Source organism: Hoskinsella mucinilytica, from assembly GCF_045223415.1.
GTDB classification, from domain to species: domain Bacteria; phylum Bacillota_I; class Bacilli_A; order Erysipelotrichales; family Erysipelotrichaceae; genus Hoskinsella; species Hoskinsella mucinilytica.
Genome location: NZ_JBEQZJ010000010.1, coordinates 1 through 18040, shown reverse-complemented (window position 1 = coordinate 18040; position 18040 = coordinate 1). Strand labels below are relative to the sequence as shown.

The 18040-nt window shown below is 36.2% G+C and carries 14 protein-coding genes; 13 read left to right on the top strand and 1 reads right to left on the bottom strand.

All coding sequences use genetic code 11. The features are described from left to right. The first annotated feature begins 103 nt into the window (after positions 1-103). From UGRO018_RS04760 to UGRO018_RS04720, 9 genes are all read left to right on the top strand, one after another. Positions 104-1762, top strand: a complete 1659-nt coding sequence (locus UGRO018_RS04760; protein ID WP_416325314.1) for a ribonuclease J — start codon at positions 104-106, stop codon at positions 1760-1762. 26 nt (positions 1763-1788) lie between these two features. After that, positions 1789-4170 (top strand): DNA translocase FtsK, encoded by a 2382-nt coding sequence (locus UGRO018_RS04755; protein WP_416325313.1) that lies wholly within the window; start codon positions 1789-1791, stop codon positions 4168-4170. A gap of 186 nt (positions 4171-4356) precedes the next feature. Beyond that, positions 4357-5475 carry a BMP family ABC transporter substrate-binding protein gene (locus UGRO018_RS04750; RefSeq protein ID WP_416325312.1) on the top strand — a complete coding sequence of 373 codons (1119 nt, stop codon included), beginning with the start codon at positions 4357-4359 and terminating at the stop codon, positions 5473-5475. A gap of 196 nt (positions 5476-5671) precedes the next feature. Beyond that, positions 5672-7201 carry an ABC transporter ATP-binding protein gene (locus UGRO018_RS04745; RefSeq protein ID WP_416325311.1) on the top strand — a complete coding sequence of 510 codons (1530 nt, stop codon included), beginning with the start codon at positions 5672-5674 and terminating at the stop codon, positions 7199-7201. Then, entirely contained in the window at positions 7194-8300 is a 1107-nt protein-coding gene (locus tag UGRO018_RS04740) for an ABC transporter permease (protein WP_416325310.1), read from the top strand. Before UGRO018_RS04745 ends, UGRO018_RS04740 begins: the two co-directional genes overlap by 8 nt. Further along, positions 8297-9247: an ABC transporter permease gene (locus UGRO018_RS04735; RefSeq protein ID WP_416325309.1), complete on the top strand. Its 951-nt coding sequence runs from the start codon at positions 8297-8299 to the stop codon at positions 9245-9247. Before UGRO018_RS04740 ends, UGRO018_RS04735 begins: the two co-directional genes overlap by 4 nt. Before the next feature lie 85 nt (positions 9248-9332). After that, positions 9333-10574 (top strand): EF-P 5-aminopentanol modification-associated protein YfmF, encoded by a 1242-nt coding sequence (gene yfmF / locus UGRO018_RS04730; protein WP_416325308.1) that lies wholly within the window; start codon positions 9333-9335, stop codon positions 10572-10574. Continuing rightward, entirely contained in the window at positions 10571-11854 is a 1284-nt protein-coding gene (yfmH, locus tag UGRO018_RS04725; RefSeq protein WP_416325307.1) for an EF-P 5-aminopentanol modification-associated protein YfmH, read from the top strand. The genes yfmF and yfmH overlap by 4 nt, the downstream gene beginning before the upstream one ends. Before the next feature lie 161 nt (positions 11855-12015). Further along, positions 12016-12327, top strand: a complete 312-nt coding sequence (locus tag UGRO018_RS04720; RefSeq protein ID WP_416325306.1) for a single-stranded DNA-binding protein — start codon at positions 12016-12018, stop codon at positions 12325-12327. Positions 12328-12399: 72 nt separating this feature from the next. On the opposite strand, the gene rpsD is transcribed toward UGRO018_RS04720, so the two are convergent. Then, positions 12400-13002, bottom strand: a complete 603-nt coding sequence (gene rpsD / locus UGRO018_RS04715) for a 30S ribosomal protein S4 (protein ID WP_416325305.1) — start codon at positions 13000-13002, stop codon at positions 12400-12402. A 319-nt stretch (positions 13003-13321) separates the two neighbouring features. Here rpsD and UGRO018_RS04710 point away from each other — a divergent pair, with 319 nt between their 5' ends. From UGRO018_RS04710 to UGRO018_RS04695, 4 genes are read left to right on the top strand one after another with little or no spacing between them, the layout of a single operon-like run. Further along, entirely contained in the window at positions 13322-15076 is a 1755-nt protein-coding gene (locus tag UGRO018_RS04710; RefSeq protein ID WP_416325304.1) for a septation ring formation regulator EzrA, read from the top strand. A gap of 2 nt (positions 15077-15078) precedes the next feature. After that, on the top strand, positions 15079-16209 hold the full coding sequence (locus UGRO018_RS04705; protein ID WP_416325303.1) for a cysteine desulfurase family protein: 1131 nt from the start codon (positions 15079-15081) through the stop codon (positions 16207-16209). Next, positions 16190-17407: a tRNA uracil 4-sulfurtransferase ThiI gene (gene thiI / locus UGRO018_RS04700; RefSeq protein ID WP_416325302.1), complete on the top strand. Its 1218-nt coding sequence runs from the start codon at positions 16190-16192 to the stop codon at positions 17405-17407. The genes UGRO018_RS04705 and thiI overlap by 20 nt, the downstream gene beginning before the upstream one ends. 48 nt (positions 17408-17455) lie before the next feature. Then, complete coding sequence (locus tag UGRO018_RS04695; protein WP_416325301.1) at positions 17456-17692, top strand: hypothetical protein; 237 nt, start codon at positions 17456-17458, stop codon at positions 17690-17692. Positions 17693-18040: the final 348 nt, after the last annotated feature.

Below are 18040 nucleotides of genomic sequence, written 5' to 3'. Positions count from 1 at the left end.
TAAGGTGAGGAAAAACGTGGTATAATACCATTAGTTTATCATGCTTTTGAAGAAAACTTTTTCCTACAGAACATAATAACAGAATAGTGGAGGTATTAAAACTATGGATAAAGTACGCATTTTTGCGCTTGGCGGACTTGACGAAGATGGAAAAAACATGTATGTCGTAGAAGTCAACGAAGCCATATTTATTATTGAAGCTGGATTAAAATATCCAGATGTTGATCAGTTAGGAGTGGAATTTATCATACCGGATTTCTCTTATCTGATTGAAAACAAAGATCGAATTCAGGGTATCTTTATTACTCATGCCCATGATGATGTGGTAGCAGCTCTGCCGTATTTGTTGAAACAAATCAATATTCCTGTATATACAGGGGCATTGACTGCCAATATCATTCATGAAACTTTGAAAAAAGAGGGAGTTAAAAATGTAAAGATCCATCGTATGAAACGAGCAAGCAAGCAAGTTGTTGGTGGAGTGAAAATTAGAACATTCCCTATGACCCACGCATTTCCGGACAATTTTGGTTTGGCAATTGCGACAGATCAAGGATATATCGTGTATACTGGAGAATTCATTGTAGATTATGATATGTTACAAGAAGAATTCCTTTGTGATTTAAATGAATTGAGTGATATTGGAAAAAAAGGTGTCTTGTGTTTGTTGTGTGAATCTCAATATGCGGATAAGAATGGTCACACCGCACCAAAACATCGCATTACTTCCTTGATCGAACCGATTTTTGAGGAAAGCCAAGGTAGAATTCTGATATCCAGTTATTCTCAGAGTTTGTTTAGAATCATTGAGATCATTGAATTAGCAAAGAAATACAACCGTAAGATTTTTTTCCATGACAAAGATATGAGAGATATGCTGAAGGTCTTGGAAGAAATGAAATATTATCGTGTACCAAAAGAAATGTTGGTCACAGAAAAGAATTTTACCGATGAAGAAGAAGATATTGTTATTCTTTTAACTGGAAGCGGTAAGAATTTGTTTAGAACCATGTCTAATATCGCAAATCACGAGGATAAGTTCGTTAGTTTCAGAACAAGTGATACGATCATAGTCGCAAGTCCTATTGTCAGTGGTACAGAAAATGATGCCAATGTGATGGAAAATGAAATATATAAGGAAGGCGGAAAAATCTTCACTTTAGATAGCAGAACAGTATTGTCTATGCATCCAAGCAGTGAGGATTTAAAAATGATGTTATATTTGTTCCGACCAAAATATTATATTCCTGTCAAGGGAGAATATCGCCATTTATATATGAACGCAAATCTTGCGACAAAAATGGGATATGGTCCTGATAAAATTTTGATTTTAGACAATGGTCAGGTTGCTCAATTCGAAAACAAAGCACTAACAAGTGTTGGAGAGCGTCTTGAGTTAGAAGATACCTTGATCGATGGAAAAGAAAACTGGGATGTAACCGGTGTTGTTTTAAAGGATCGTGAAGTATTGTCTACGGATGGTGTCATGGTCGTAGGTGTTGGTGTCAGCTATAAAAACAAAGAAGTCATCAATGGACCGGATGTACAAACCAGGGGATTGATTTATTTAAAAGATGCAGATTATATTATCAAAGAAGTCGGAAATATTATGGAGAAATGCATTGAAACTGCGGTGAAAGAAAAACGTTATGATAACTTGCAGGTTCGTGCTGAAGCAAGAGATAAAATCAGTAAATATTTGGTAAAGGAAACAGGCAAGCGACCAATGGTATTGCCGGTTATATTGGAAATCAATATTTAATTTTGTAGGAAAGGGGCGTATTTGCATTGGCAAAAGCGAAAACTAGAAAGTCAGCGAAACAGAAGCAAAAGCTGGAAAATGAAATTCTGGTCTATATTTATGCCCTTGTTATGATAACATTGTCAATTATTGGTGGACTACAGATTGGCTTTGTAGGAGAAGTAACGACAGGTTTGATTCGATATGTTTTTGGAAACCTATATGGTGTTGTTTATGGGCTTATCATCTTGTTTAGTATTTTAATGATGATGAAAAAGAGTATCAAAGATATCCCAATGAAATATTTGGCAGGAGGTTGTGTGATCTTAATTGCTTGGATCATTGCTGCTAGTGTGCCAGAGGATACAAGCTTAAAAGGCATGGATATTTTAAGCAAATTTCTAAAAGACAGCATGTTGGTTTTGAAAGGTGAAATAGCTGCCAAAGGCGGTTTGATTGGTGCATTTTTAGTTTCACTATGCACCTTTCTCTTTGATTATAAGGGTACATGGATCATTGTAATCGCATTGTTGATCCTCGGGGCCATTATGGTTCTTTGCGGAACACCATTTGAAATGATCAAGGCATTTACACAAAACCTAAAAAAGCCTTTTCTTGTTTGGAAAGAAAACAAAGGTGTACGACAAGAAAAACGAAACAGTAAACAACAAAGAAGACAACAAAAACATACGGAAAAAGAAGTCCAACAACGTGAGCGAACTGAAAAGAAGCATGAGGCCATGCTTGGTAAGATCAATTTAGATGAACGTGTAAAACCGGGACAGGTATCTTTTCTTGATTTAGATGATGATTTTGATGTTGAAAGCAGTAAAGAATATAAAAAAGAAGAACCTGTTATTGAAGAAGAGCCATATATTGCAAATAGTGATGTTGTCGTTGGCTTTCATGAAAAGAAAAAAAGAGAAGACAAGCGTATCATTGAAGAAACCATAGGACAAGAAGATACTTTTGTTTCTAGCTTTACACAAGACTACAGTAAGTATAAGTTACCACGTTTGACACTGTTAGCAGATCCTGGAAAGAAAAGTAAAAACCTAAACAATGTGAATGCCGCCAATGATGCAGGGCGAATGTTGATTGAGATCCTTGATGAATTCGGAGTAAAGGCAACATTGGTTGCGACACATATTGGACCAAGCGTTACCAAGTTTGAAGTAAAGCCGGATCTTGGTGTACGTGTCAATAAAATCAGTAATTTACAAAACGATATCAAAATGGCATTAGCCGCAAAAGATATACGAATAGAAGCACCGATACCGGGTAAATCCAGTGTTGGTATTGAAATACCGAATGTAGAAAAAACAACGGTTAGTATGAAAGAACTTATGAAAAATGTTCCGGATAAATATGCGGAAAGCAAATGCCTGTTTGCGCTTGGAAAAGATTTGATGGGAAATTGCGTGTATGGGGAATTGAATAAAATGCCTCATCTTTTGATTGCCGGTGCTACCGGTAGTGGAAAATCAGTTTGCGTGAATTCCATTATCACTTCGATCTTGATGCGAGCAAGGCCGGACGAGGTCAAACTTTTACTTGTAGATCCTAAGAAGGTAGAGTTTACACCGTATCAAAAAATACCGCATTTATTAGGGCCTGTCATTACAGATGGGGAAGAAGCCAATCGTGCGTTGAAAGTCATTGTGACGATGATGGACAATCGTTACGAACTGTTTTCTATGGCAGGTGTACGTAACATACAAGGCTATAACAACTATCTTGAGACACATCCGGAAGAAGGTTTACAAAAGCTTCCATGGATCGTTGTGATCATCGATGAGCTTGCGGATTTGATGTTGGTTGCAGCAAAAGAAGTTGAAAGCAGTATTCAACGTATTACGCAACTTGCTCGTGCTGCAGGTATTCATTTGATCGTAGCGACTCAACGACCTAGTGTTGATGTCATTACCGGTATTATTAAAGCCAATATTCCAAGCCGCATTGCCTTTTCTGTATCAAGTGCAGTGGATTCCAGAACCATTTTAGATCAGATGGGAGCGGAGAAACTACTGGGAAACGGTGATATGCTATATGTTCCGGTAGGAGAAACTGTTGCGACACGTGTCCAAGGTGTATTTGTATCTGATGATGAGGTACAGGCAATTTGTGACTTTGTCAGTAAACAAGCGAAGCCAAAATATGAAGACGCTTTTTTACGCCTTGAAGCTTTGGATAATAGTATGGGCGCTTCAGGAGATGATGTCACAGATCCTTTATATGATGAGGTAAAAGAGTTTATCATTCAAACAAGAAAAGCCAGCACCTCGTTAATTCAAAGGAAATTCAGTATTGGTTATGCTAGAGCAGCAAGATTGATCGATACATTAGAAGAGCATGGAATCATTGGACCAAGTAGGGGAAGCAAGCCTAGAGAAGTGTATGTAAGAAATGAAAACGATGAAATAGAATAACCTCTTTTACAGAGGTTTTTTCTTTTTGTTACATTACAAAAAATAGTAAAAAAATGTAAATGAAAGCGTTATAAAATTAAAAGAAATTCACAAAAAATTCATAATTAACGTTTACTTTCAAACGAAAAATGTTAAAATAAATATGTAACAGGATTACATAATTTCATATATGAGGAGGAAAATGAAATGAAAAAATTCTTGTGTTTGGCTGCTGCCTTCATGATGGCCGTATCTTTAACCGGCTGTGGATCAAATGATGATAAAAAAGAAGGCACAGGAAGTGAATTAGAAACGGTCATGTTAACCGATAAAGGTAACATTGATGACAAATCATTTAATCAAGGCACCTATGAAGGTATCAAAGCTTACTATGGTGAAGAAAATGAAGGAAAGACGTTTGATTATATCAAACCATTGGACGCAACTGATGAAGAATACAAAAATGCAATCGATCAGGCTGTGAAAAAAGGTGCGAAAACAATCGTAACACCTGGTTTCTTGTTTGAAAAAGCGGTATTTGAAAAGCAGACTCAATATCCAGATGTAAACTTCATCTTAATCGATGGTTATCCAAATAATGGCGATTATGATGGGGAATATAAAGAAGAATCATTGAAAAATACAGTAGGTATTAAATTTAATGAAGAACAAGTTGGATACTTAGCTGGATATGCAGCTGTAAAAGAATATGAAAAAGATGGTAAAGCTAAAATTGCATTCTTGGGAGGACAGGCAGTTCCTGCAGTTGTAAACTATGGTTACGGATATCTACAAGGTGCAAATGACGCTGCCAAAGAATTGAATGTTCAAGTTGAAGTGAAATATTATTATTCTGATGGATTCAACGCTACTCCAGAAGCTCAGACATTGGCTGCCGGATGGTATAAAGACGGTGTGTCTGTCATCTTCGGTTGTGGTGGTTCTATTGGTAACTCTGCAATGGCTGCTGCTGAAGCCGCAGAACCTCAAGGTAAAGTTATCGGTGTTGATGTTGACCAGTCTGGTGAATCAGAATCTGTTGTTATCTCAGCTCGTAAAGGTTTAGCTAGTGCAGTTCAAAAAGAATTAAAAGCAATCAAAGATGGAAACTTCGACGGTGGTAAGAACTTAACTCTAGGTGCTGCTGAAGATGCTGTAGATTTATCTATGGATTCAAGTAAATTAGAAAAATTCACAAAAGAAGATTATGATGCATTATTAGCTAAAATCAAAAATGGAGAAATTAAGATCTTCAATAACGAAAAAGCAAAGAATGTGACTGATTTATCCTTTGATAATGTAAAAGTTGACTTTGTCGCAAAATAATCTATTCACAATAAAAAAAGGAGGGAGCTGTAAGATAGAAAAGACTTATAGCTCCTTTCTAATGAATAGATAGTTTTTTTGTTGATTGTTTTATGACTGAAAATATAGCTTTTTACTTCTTTTTCTTTCAAAAATTGGCTATAATAAAAGTGTCTATTGATTTATTTTTTCTATGAATGACGAAGGAGAGATGATAATGGAAAATTACATCATTGAGATGAACCATATCACTAAGATTTTCCCCGGTATCAAAGCTTTGGATGATGTGACGATTCAATTAAAAAAAGGTGAAATATTAGCTTTGTTAGGTGAAAACGGTGCTGGTAAATCAACCTTAATGAGTGTATTGTTTGGATTATATCAGGCAGAAGAGGGAAGTATTTCCATGAATGGCAAACCAGTGAAAATCAATGATCCTAATGATGCTACTAGGATGGGAATTGGAATGGTACATCAGCATTTCAAATTGGTACATAATTTCACGGTATTAGAAAATATCGTCCTAGGTGCAGAAGAAAAGAAAAAAGGTTTATTGTATTTGGGCAACGCTAGGAAAAAAGTGAAAAAGCTAAGTAAAGACTATGGTTTAAATGTTGATACAGAAGCTTTGATTTCTGATATTACGGTAGGTATGCAGCAACGTGTGGAAATATTAAAAATGCTTTATCGTGATAATGAAATTTTGATATTTGATGAACCGACTGCAGTGTTGACACCACAGGAAATTGAGGAATTGATGAAAATTATGAAAGATCTTGCCAAAGAGGGAAAATCTATCATTTTTATCACCCATAAGTTAAATGAAATCAAACAGGTTGCAGATCGTTGTGTGGTCTTAAGAAAAGGAAAATATATCGGTACGGTAAATGTAGCAGATACTTCTAAAGAACAGTTATCTGAGATGATGGTTGGACGTAAGGTCAATTTCAAAGTAGATAAGAAAGATAAAACACCAGGAAAAGATATCCTACGTGTGGAACATTTAACTTTGGAAAAAAAGGGACACAAGAATCTGTTGAATGATATCAATCTGCATGTACGAGAAGGCGAAATTGTCTGTGTTGCCGGAATCGACGGTAATGGACAAAGCGAACTTGTGTATGCTTTGACCGGTATCATGAATCCGACAAGTGGTACGATTTTGTTAAATGATCAAGATATCACACATACGGCTATTCGTAAACGTAATGATGCAGGACTTGGTTGTATTCCTGAGGATCGTCATAAGCACGGGCTTGTACTTGATTATTCCTTACAAAATAACATGGTATTGAAATCTTATTATAAAGAACCGTATAGCAAACATGGATTTTTCAATTTTAAAGCAATCGAACAATATGCAAATAAATTGATAGATATGTATGATGTGCGTTGTGGACAAGGTGGAGCAACCAATACAAGAAGCATGAGTGGCGGTAATCAACAAAAAGCCATTGTCGCAAGAGAAATAGAAGAAAATCCTCAATGTTTGATTGCAGTACAACCAACTAGAGGTTTGGATGTTGGCGCAATCGAATACATACATAAAAAAATCGTGGAGGAACGTGATAGTGGACGTGCTGTCTTATTAGTTTCTTTGGAATTAGACGAAGTTATGAATTTGAGCGATCGTATCTATGTCATTTATGAAGGTGAATTTGTAGGAGAATTAGATCCTAAGAAGACAACCATTCAAGAACTTGGATTATATATGTCAGGATCAAAGAGGGAGGGTAACCATGAATAAGCTAAAACTGTTTCAAAAAAGTGAAGGCTTTTCAGATTTTATATCAGCCTTTCTTGCGATAGCGTTTGGATTGTTATTCGGATTGATCATTATCATAGCCTCAAATCCTTCTAATGCGGTAGGTGGTTTTATTGCCATGTTGACCGGTGGATTTGATGATGGTCTATCTAGCTTTGGACGTGTATTGTTTAGTGCAGTTCCTATTATCATGACAGGGCTTTCTGTTGGGTTTGCATTTAAGACCGGATTATTTAATATTGGAACACCAGGGCAATTTATTACAGGTGCCTTTGTCGCAATATGGATCGGTATCAAATGGACATTTCTTCCATCCTCAATTCATTGGCTTGTGGCAATGCTTGGCGGTATGGTGATGGGAGGTATTTGGGCCTTGATTCCGGGTATCTTCAAAGCGTATTTCAATGTAAACGAAGTCATTAGTTCTATTATGATGAATTATATTGGTATGTATGGTGTCAATTATCTTGTGGCTACTCATATTTATGATACCATGCGAGCTCAATCATTACCTGTGGCTTCTAGTGCTATGATACCTAAGATGGGAATGGATCAAGTGTTCTCTGGTTCTACAGCCAACGGAGGTATTTTAATAGCAATCTTATGTGTGATATTGGTTTATGTCATTCTAAATAAAACGACCTTTGGTTTCGAGCTAAAGGCTTGTGGGATCAATAAAGATGCAGCAAAATATGCGGGTATCAATGAAAAAAGAAATATCGTATTGAGTATTGTGATTGCAGGTATGTTAGCGGGATTGGGAGGTGCATTATTGTATCTTGGAGGAACCGGTAAATATATCACCGTTGTAGATGAACTTGCTCCAGAAGGCTTTAATGGGATTGCCGTTGCATTACTTGGGATGAATAATCCAATCGGTATCTTGTTTGCGGGCATCTTTGTTTCTTATATGAATTATGGAGGTTTTGTGATGCAGCTTCATGGCTTTGCGCCACAAATCGTTGATATCATCATTTCTTGTATTATTTATTTCGCTGCGTTCTCTATGATGGTGAAGCTTTTGATCAATCAACATCGGCTAAGGAAAGCGAAATCTGAGGAAGGAGGGAAACAGTCATGAATCTATACTTTCTATTTCAACAGACTATGTTTTTTACGGTACCACTTATGATCGTTGCTTTGGGTGGTTTATTCTCTGAACGTAGTGGTGTGATCAATATTGCGCTAGAGGGTATTATGATCATGGGTGCTTTTGCGGGAATCTTCTTTATTCATGCGTTTAATACAAGTATTTCACCACAGCTGTTGTTGATTCTTGCATTTTTGATCAGTGGTCTTGTTGGTATGCTGTTTTCAATGTTACATGCATTTGCATCCATTCATATGAAAGCAGATCAAACGATTTCAGGAACTGCCTTGAATATGTTTGCACCGGCATTTTGCATTTTCTTCGCAAGAATGCTTCAAGGAACACAGCAAATTGAATTTGTGAATGTATTCCGTATTTCCAAGGTGCCGGTATTGGGTGATATCCCAGTACTTGGGGAATTGATCTTTCAAAACACCTATATTACGACCTATATTGGTTTTGCTATATTGGCCCTAAGCGCAATCATACTCTATAAAACAAAATTTGGTTTACGTCTTCGCTCTTGCGGTGAATTACCTCAGGCGGCAGATGCAGCAGGTATTTCCGTATATAAAATGCGTTATGCAGGTGTGGCGATTTCAGGTTTCTTAGCAGGTGTTGGTGGTTTGATCTTTGTAATACCAACATCAACGAACTTCAATGCAACCGTTGCTGGATATGGTTTCTTAGCGCTTGCGGTTTTGATCTTCGGACAATGGAAGCCACTTCGTATCATGTTTGCGGCTCTATTCTTCGGCTTTATGAAAACACTTGCTTCTACTTACTCTGTTATTCCATTTTTATATGAATTGGGAATACCGGGCAATGTCTATAAAATGATCCCTTATATTGCAACACTGATCGTTTTGGTCTTTGTATCTAAAAGTAGTGCTGCTCCGGCAGCAGAAGGGGAGCCTTTCGACAAAGGAAAACGTTAGAACCAGGATATCCTGGTTCTTTTATATACTGTTTTGTGTTAAAATAGATACACGTGTTTATACTAACGTTGGAGGTAATACGCTAATGAATAAAACAAAAGGAGTCAGAATTCATCAGATCAAAACTGAAAAGTTCAAAGATATTGGAATCAGTATCAGGTTTCAAAATAAATTAGAAAAATCTACTGCCTGTGCCAGAAGCTTATTGGCATTGATGCTGTGTGATCGAAGTGAACGATATGATACAAAAAAGAAAATGAGTGATCAACAGGATGCCTTGTATGGGGCAACATTGAATGCACAGACAGCAGGGTATGGAGCCAGTCAAATCATAGAGATACGAAGTAAAATCGTACATCCTCGCTATGTGACAGATGGGAAAAAGATTTTTGAGGATTGGCTGAGCTTTTTAAAAGAAATCTTATTTGCGCCATTATTAAGTGAAGAAGCTTTTCAAGAATCTAAACATATTTTGATGTCTAAGATCGAACGTATGATGGATGATCCTAGTCAATATGTCATCAGTCAATGTTTAAAGTTGGCAGGGGATCAAACTTATTTGGGTATTTCTGCACTTGGAGAAAAGCAAGATGTGGAACAACTTTGTCTTGAGGATATCAAACAAGCTTATGAACAAATGATGTCTAAGGATATGGTAGATGTAATCGTTTGTGGAGACTGTCAAGATGAAATGTTGCGTCAAATTGAAACAGAATTGAATTTTCAAACACGTGAAGTAGCATATCCTAGTTATTATATCGCACAAAATGATTTGCATGATGCGGTTAAGGAAGAATACAAAGATATTACACAAAGCTATATCATGATGACATGGTTCACCAATACCAGTGTGGTAGATCAAGATTATTATCCCATGCGTGTAGCCAATGCAATGTTTGGACAATACTCTACTAGTTTATTATTTCAAGAGGTACGAGAGAAACATAGTCTATGTTACTCTATATTTAGTAATTTGATTAGTTATGATGGGGCTTTAGGCGTTACCACAGGAATTGAAAAGGAACATATCGAACAAACAAAAGAATTGATCTTACTTCAATTTGAACGTTTAGTGAAGGGCGAGTTTGATGATGCTTTATTGAAGGTCAGCAAGACAATGATCATCAATTCTTTGAAAGCCAGTAAAGATTCTATGAATTCTTTGATTGCGCTTGAATATCAAAATACTTTATTGCATCAAACACGAAAAAATGAAGATATCATTCAATTAGTAGAACAAGTCACGAAAGAAGATGTGATGCGAGCAGTTGCGAAATGTGAATTGAAGCAGACATTGATCGTCACAAAGGAGGAAGAAAACGCATGAGAAAAATCGACAACGAGCGTTATCAGGAAAGCTATATAGAAGAAACGCTTGACAATGGTCTTCATGTTGTATTATGGAAAAAGCCTGATTATGAAAGAAGTTTGTTTATGATGGCAACTCCTCTTGGGGCATTGGATATGAAACAGGTGGATCAAGATGGAAATGTCTATGCGTTTCCTGCAGGTATCGCCCATTTCTTAGAACATAAAATGTTTGAAATGGAAGAAGGCGACGTCATGGATATGTTTTCTCAAATGGGAGCGAACGTCAATGCTTTTACTTCCTATACGGAAACAGCCTATTATTTTTCTACAAGTGGAGATGTTATCAAGCCTCTTCATCTTTTGTTGGATTTTGTACAAAGTCTTTCCATAACGGAGGAAAGTGTTGAAAAAGAAAAGGGAATCATCATTCAAGAATTGAATATGTATAAACAAATGAGCGATCAAAGACTTTTGATGGAAACATTCAGCTCTTTGTATCAACAACATCCATTACGTTATGATATCGGTGGGGATAGTGAAAGTGTAACTTCTATCACATTACAACAATTACAAGATTGTTATCATTTGAATTATCATCCAAGTAGAATGATCCTTGTAGGCGTTACTTCAAAAGACCCAAAACTTCTGTTAGAAGAAATTAAAAAGAATCAAAGTAAAAAAACTTTTGATTCCATCAAAGAGGTAAAACGACAAAGCTTTGAAGAAGGAATCGAACCGGATCGTAAAGAATATGAATTTCATATGGACATCAGTATGCCAAAGCTTTCCATTGCATATAAAATGTCAGGAATCAAAGATGTGTATGAGCGCATTAAGGTTGAATGGAGCTTTCGTATGATCTTAGATGCTTATTTTTCTAGCTTGAATCCGGATTATCAAACATGGTTAGACCAAGGAATCATCAATGATTTTGTGGGAAGCGAAGTCGATTTGGGGAAGGATTACGGAATGATGATGTTCTATGGAGAAACGACGCAAAAAGAAGCCTTTCTATCTTTAGTGAAACAAGTAGTTTCACAAATGCGGGAAAAAGGGATATCACAGGAAGCGTTGGATCAGTTGAAAAAACGTTATTTTGGACAATCTCTTCGCAGTTTAAATAGTTTTGACGATATTGCGATCACCATGGTCAGAAACTATTTTGATCAAAGTGATTTCTTTGAATCCATGGATGTATTATATGATATTACATTGGATGATGTTACATCTGCTATGGAAATGCTTGATCCAAAACAAGCATGTGTTGTGGAATTGTTACCAACAGAAAAAAAATAAAAAAGTCCGTATTTGTATCTTTATTAAAAATCATTTTAATTATTTCGTTATACCACGAGTAATTATGATGATTTCGTTGAAGATTTTGCAAATACGGGCTTTTGCATATTTAGATAATATATCTTATTATAGATATCAATAAAAGAAAGGATGATGTTGATATGAACGTAGTAGCATTTGTAGGAAAAGTAAAGGAACTTCCTCAGTTAAAGGAATCTAGTGCAGGGAACAAATACACAACGATGACGTTAGAGGTAAGAAGAAATTTTCCAAACAGTGATGGCACTTATGAATTTGATAAGATTGCGGTAACGCTATGGAAAGGAATTGCGGAAACAACGGCGAGCATTTGTAAACCAGGAGATTCCGTTGCCATCAAAGGACGGATTCAGTCTCATGATTATGAAGGAAGAGATGGTGTGATCCGATCAGCGTATGATATCATAGCTGAATTTGTCGATTATGTTCATTAATGCAAAAGAGCAATGTCTCTTTTGCATTTTTTTATCAAAAAAAACAGCTCTTGCGAACTGTTTTTCTTAAGACTATCTGTTGTAGAATTCTACTACTAGAAGTTCATTGAATTCAGCATTCAATTCAGAACGTTCTGGAAGACGAAGGTAAGTACCTTTCTTAGCATCTTTATCAACATCAACAAATGCAACTGTATTTAATGATGCTTCTAAAGCTTCCACGATAGCTTTCATGTTTTTAGATTTTTCTTTTACTTCAATTGTCATACCTGGTTTACAAACGAAGCTAGGGATGTCAACTTTCTTTCCGTTTACCAAGATGTGTCCATGGTTTACCAACTGACGAGCAGCACGGCGAGTTCTAGCAAATCCTAAACGATAAACGATATTGTCTAGTCTTGATTCAAGTAATGCTAAGAAGTTATCACCCTTAACACCTTTCATCTTACTAGCTTTCTGGAAAGTGTTATAGAACTGACGTTCATTCAATCCATACATATAACGAATTTTTTGTTTTTCACGTAACTGCATACCATAGTTGGTAAGCTTTACACGTTTTGTAGGTCCATGTTGACCAGGTGCATAAGCACGTTTTTGTAATTCTTCTCCAGTTTCCAAAATTGAGAAACCAAGACGGCGGGATGTTTTCCAAACCGGTCCAGTAATTCTTGACATAGTAATGTCCTCCTTATTGTTTTATAGCTATAAAACAATAACAGTACAAATCATCATTACATAGTGTTTCTGCTCACGATACCTTCACCTGGCAGCCAGGTTACTCAATATCCCGTATTTCACGTCAGAAACGCTTTCTTGTAAGACTTTGCATGCTGCTATCAATTTTACGCCATTATACTATAACAAACTTATGAATCGTTGTCAAATAAATGTTTGCTTTTGATTGGATAAAATCTTTTAAAACCTTAGAAATTACGTTTTATAATAGAAAAAAATATGATACAATATAAGCAATGAGAAATGAAGAGGTGTCGACATGGAAAAATTCATCAACAACATTAAAAATATTATATCGATCGATATACTGATTTATATTATTATTGGATTAATCGCAATCATCGTTTTGACGATCATCATTATGTCGCTAAGAAAAAAGAAAGCGAAAAAGATGCTAGAGGAAATGGAGCTACAGTATAACACATTAAAAGGTGTGCCACTTGCGTTTAAATTGAATAAGGCGGTGGCGCTTTCCAGAGTCAATGATGCGATTGCGGAAGCGGTGGATAGTTGTAAAAGTTCTTTTGATACAGTACAGGAAAAGTTAAAGGATTGTAGTGTACAGCTTGCGGAAATCGATGATTTGATTTATGTGCATAAGAGTAAAAAAGCGAGAGCTAAGATGGGTGATCTTGAGGATGATTTGAAAATCTGCGAAGAAAACGTCAATAAGATCAATGATACTTTAGATGGTATCTTAGAACAAGAAAATGAACAACGTGTACATATCAATCGTTTAAAAGAAAAGTTCCGTGCTTTGAAAAAGACGATTGGGGACAATAAAACTTCTTATAACCAAAGCAATGAATATTTGGAACGTGAAATTGTACGAATTGAAAAAATGTTCTCTTCTTTCGAAGAATGGATGTTTGCTTCTGAATTTAATAAAGCCGCAGATCAGCAAAAAGAAATTGGTGACGCCATTGCGTATTTGGAAGAGTTGACTAGTGTATTACCATCTATGTATGAGCGAGCAAAGGGTGTGTTACCTAGAGCAATTGATGAGGTTGGTTATAACTATGCTCAAGCAAGAAATAAGGGTGTTTATTTAGAACATTTAGAAGTGAAACGCAATTTGGAAGCAGTGAGCGATATGCTGAAAAATGATTTGAATAAGCTACGTAATGGAGATCCAAAAGGTGTTCAAGATGACTTAAATGAATGTGAAAAAAGAATCGTTCAATTACAGGAACAGATTTCTAAAGAGGAAAAGGCATTTGATGAAGTTAACGGAAATATAGAAATCTTATTTGATTCTATTCGTACCATCAATCAAGATGTAGAAGACATTGAGCATTTATATAATAAAGTATATGAACGCTTCGGTTTTGAAAACTGGACGATCAAATTGAAAGAAACAGGTAGTAAGCTGGCTTCTTTGAATGATATGAAACGTAGTATGGATAAAGTGGTCAATGAACATGCAATCCCATATACGACGTTGCTGATCAGTTATAAGGAATTAGAACAAAGTGCTGCGAACTTCGCTATTGAAGTCAGTGATATGAAAACAAAACTGAACAATGCATGTAGCGATGAAGAACGAGCAAAAAAACAATTGATCAAACTTCAGTTGATCGTGAATGAGATTCAAGTAAAAATGAGAAAACATCGTTTGCCTAGTGTATCTCAAAAATATGAGGAAGATTTGCATAAGGCAGAACGTATGATCAAAGATATCAAGGTGATTCTTGACAATTCACCTCTTGATGTAAAGGAATTAAATAAAGAATTGAAAGTCGCAATAGATTATATTTATACATTATATAACAGCGTAAACAATTTGGTTGGTATGGCGATCATGGTCGAGAATACGATCGTGTTTGGAAATCGTTATCGTAGCACATATCCGGAAATCGATTCCGAATTAACTCGTGCCGAACTTTGTTTCCGTAACGGACAATATACGAAAGCTTTGAAGATCGGTATTCAATGTATTGAGAAAATGCATCCAGGTGCTTATGAAAAATTGATCAATAAGGATGATTCCAGCCTGTTAAGACAGGAGGCATAAAAATGATTTACTTAGATTATGCTTCCACTACACCGATTCGTAAAGAGGTGCTGGATACTTATACGATGTTATTATCTGACTATTATGGTAATAGTGATTCTTTGCATGATATTGGTAGAGAAAGTGCGAAATTAATGGAAAAGAGCCGTGCAAATATTGCACAGCTTTTCCATGTTCGTAGTGATGAAATCTTTTTCACTTCTTGTGCCAGTGAATCTAATAATTACGCAACCAAGGCATTTGCTTGGGCAAATCAAAATAGAGGCAAACATCTGATTACGACTTGTGTCGAACATAGCTCCATTGCCAATGCTATGAAACAGTTGGAAGAGCATTTTGGCTTTGAAGTGACCTATCTTCCGGTGAATGAAGATGGAGTTGTAGAGTTTCAAGATTTAAAACAAGCACTTCGTAAGGATACGATTTTAGTTTCCATGATGATGGTGAACAATGAAACCGGTGCAATCAATCCTGTGAAAGAATGTGCGGATCATGTTCATCAACATTCATTGGCAGCTTTTCATATGGATGGAGTGCAGGCACTTGGTAAGATCAAGGTAGATTTGTCATTTGTGGATATGGCTACCTTTTCAGCCCATAAGATTTACGGTCTAAAGGGTAGTGGTTTGTTTTATAAGAAAAAAAATATTAGAGTGCTACCATTGATCAGTGGTGGACAACAAGAAGAAGGATTGCGTGCTGGAACAAGCAACGCACCGGCTGATATCGTACTAGCTAAGACCATTCGTCTTGCACTTGAAGAATTAGATCAAAATTATGTTTATGTCAAAGGCTTGAATGATTGGCTACGTAAGGAACTATCTAGTATCAAAGATATCGTGATCAATTCCTGTGAAAATGCATCCCCTTATATTTTGAATATATCGGTGTTATGCATTGGCAGTGAGGTTATGTTAAATGCATTAAATGAAAGAGGCTTTGCTGTTTCTGCGCAAAGTACTTGTTCGTCTAAAAGCAAGGCTATTTCTCATGTATTGTTGGAAATGGGGCTTGGAGAAGTAAGAGCAACTCATGCAATTCGTATTTCGATTTCACATTGGACCCGAAAAGAAGAATTGGTTGCTTTTGTGAATACAATCAAGGAGGTAATTCATGACTATAGAACAAAATAAGCTTCAATATGACCATATATTGGTACGCTTTGGAGAATTGAGCACCAAAGGAAAAAATAAAAAGGACTTTATCAAACGATTATTGAATAATGTAAAGAATGCGTTGCGTGATTATGAGGCGTTGACATATGAAAAAACACATGATCGTATGTATATCATGTTGCATGGAGAAGATCCTCATGAAGTCAGTGAACATCTACAAAAAGTATTTGGGATTTCTTCATTTTCATTTGCGGTCAAAGTGGCTAGTGATATTGAAGAAATGAAGCAAACAGCGCTATTGATTGCACAAAATAGTGAAGCGGAAACCTTTAAAATTGTTGCGAGAAGAAGTTTCAAACGATTCCCAATGATTTCAGATGAAATCAATCGTGCAATTGCAGGTGAAATTCTTCGTAATACTGAATTAAAAGTAAATGTGAGAGAGCCACAGCTGAAAATTCAAATTGAGGTGCATGAAGATGCAACCTATATCATGACAGGAAAAATCGCAGGTGCGGGAGGATATCCTGTTGGAGTAGGTGGAAAAGGGCTTGTGATGTTATCCGGTGGTATTGATTCACCGGTTGCCAGTTATCTTGCGATGAAACGTGGGGTTGCGATTGAATGTATCCACTATGCTTCTCCTCCTTATACAAGTAAGGCAGCACAGGAAAAGGTATTGCAATTGGCAGCAAAATTAGCGCCGTATCAAGGACATATTCGTGTACATATCGTGCCATTTACAGATTTACAATTGGCGATTTATCAGAATTGTGATGAATCTTATGCCATCACGATCATGCGTAGGATGATGTATCGCATTGCACAGCGTTTGGCAGAAAAGCAAAAGTGTCTTGCCTTGATCAACGGAGAAAGTATTGGTCAGGTAGCAAGTCAGACCTTGGAAAGCATGCAGACCATCAACTGCGTGACACAGATGCCAGTGATTCGACCTGTTGCGTGTTTGGATAAATTAGAAATCATCGATATAGCGAAGAAAATTGATACTTATGATATTTCAATCCAACCATTTGAAGATTGTTGTACCATTTTTACACCGAAAAATCCAGTCACAAGACCAACAATCCATAAAGCGGAACGTATGGAAGCAAGGTTTGATTTTGATAAAATGATCGATGAATGTATCGAAAAAACAGAGAGCATCAATCTATATCCTACAAGTAAGATTGGCGAAAACGATTCCGAAATTTTTTAGTATAATTTCTATGGTATCACCTCATACTAATTTTGTGAGGTGATAAAAATGGAAAGAAGAAAACAGTATAACGAAAATCAGGTACAGCAGGATTTATATCAATACGAAATGGGTATTGAATTAGGTGCTGATGTAGAATCTGAAAAAAGAAATCACCAGCGTGAATATGATATTGAAAACACTGGTAAAGATTTCAAAAACAGCTCTAACAATTCTTTGAACAACAATCAAAGAAATCAAAATCAGAGCAATAACCGTAATCAGAACCAAAACCAAAATCGTTAAGGTAATGATGAGAAGAAGGATTTTCAATAATGAAAATACCTTCTTTTTTTGTTTGAAGGAAAGTTCTTCTAGCAGAAACCCAAAGAAAAAATCCAAAATGTTATCCTAAGTGAGTATTACGACTTAGAAGACATTATAAAAGTTGATAATCGAAAAGGTAAATCTTCAGGATCAAATCCTGATTCCCATTGTTCAACTTTCATTTCTTTATTATGCCAAATCATTACATCATGGCATTTCGGACATCAAGCAGTATTTCGTATTTCTTTGTTTTGCGATGATAGGTAGCCGATTCTTCTGCGATTTCTTTTTCTGCTCATTCTTCATACTTACACCTTTTGCATTTCA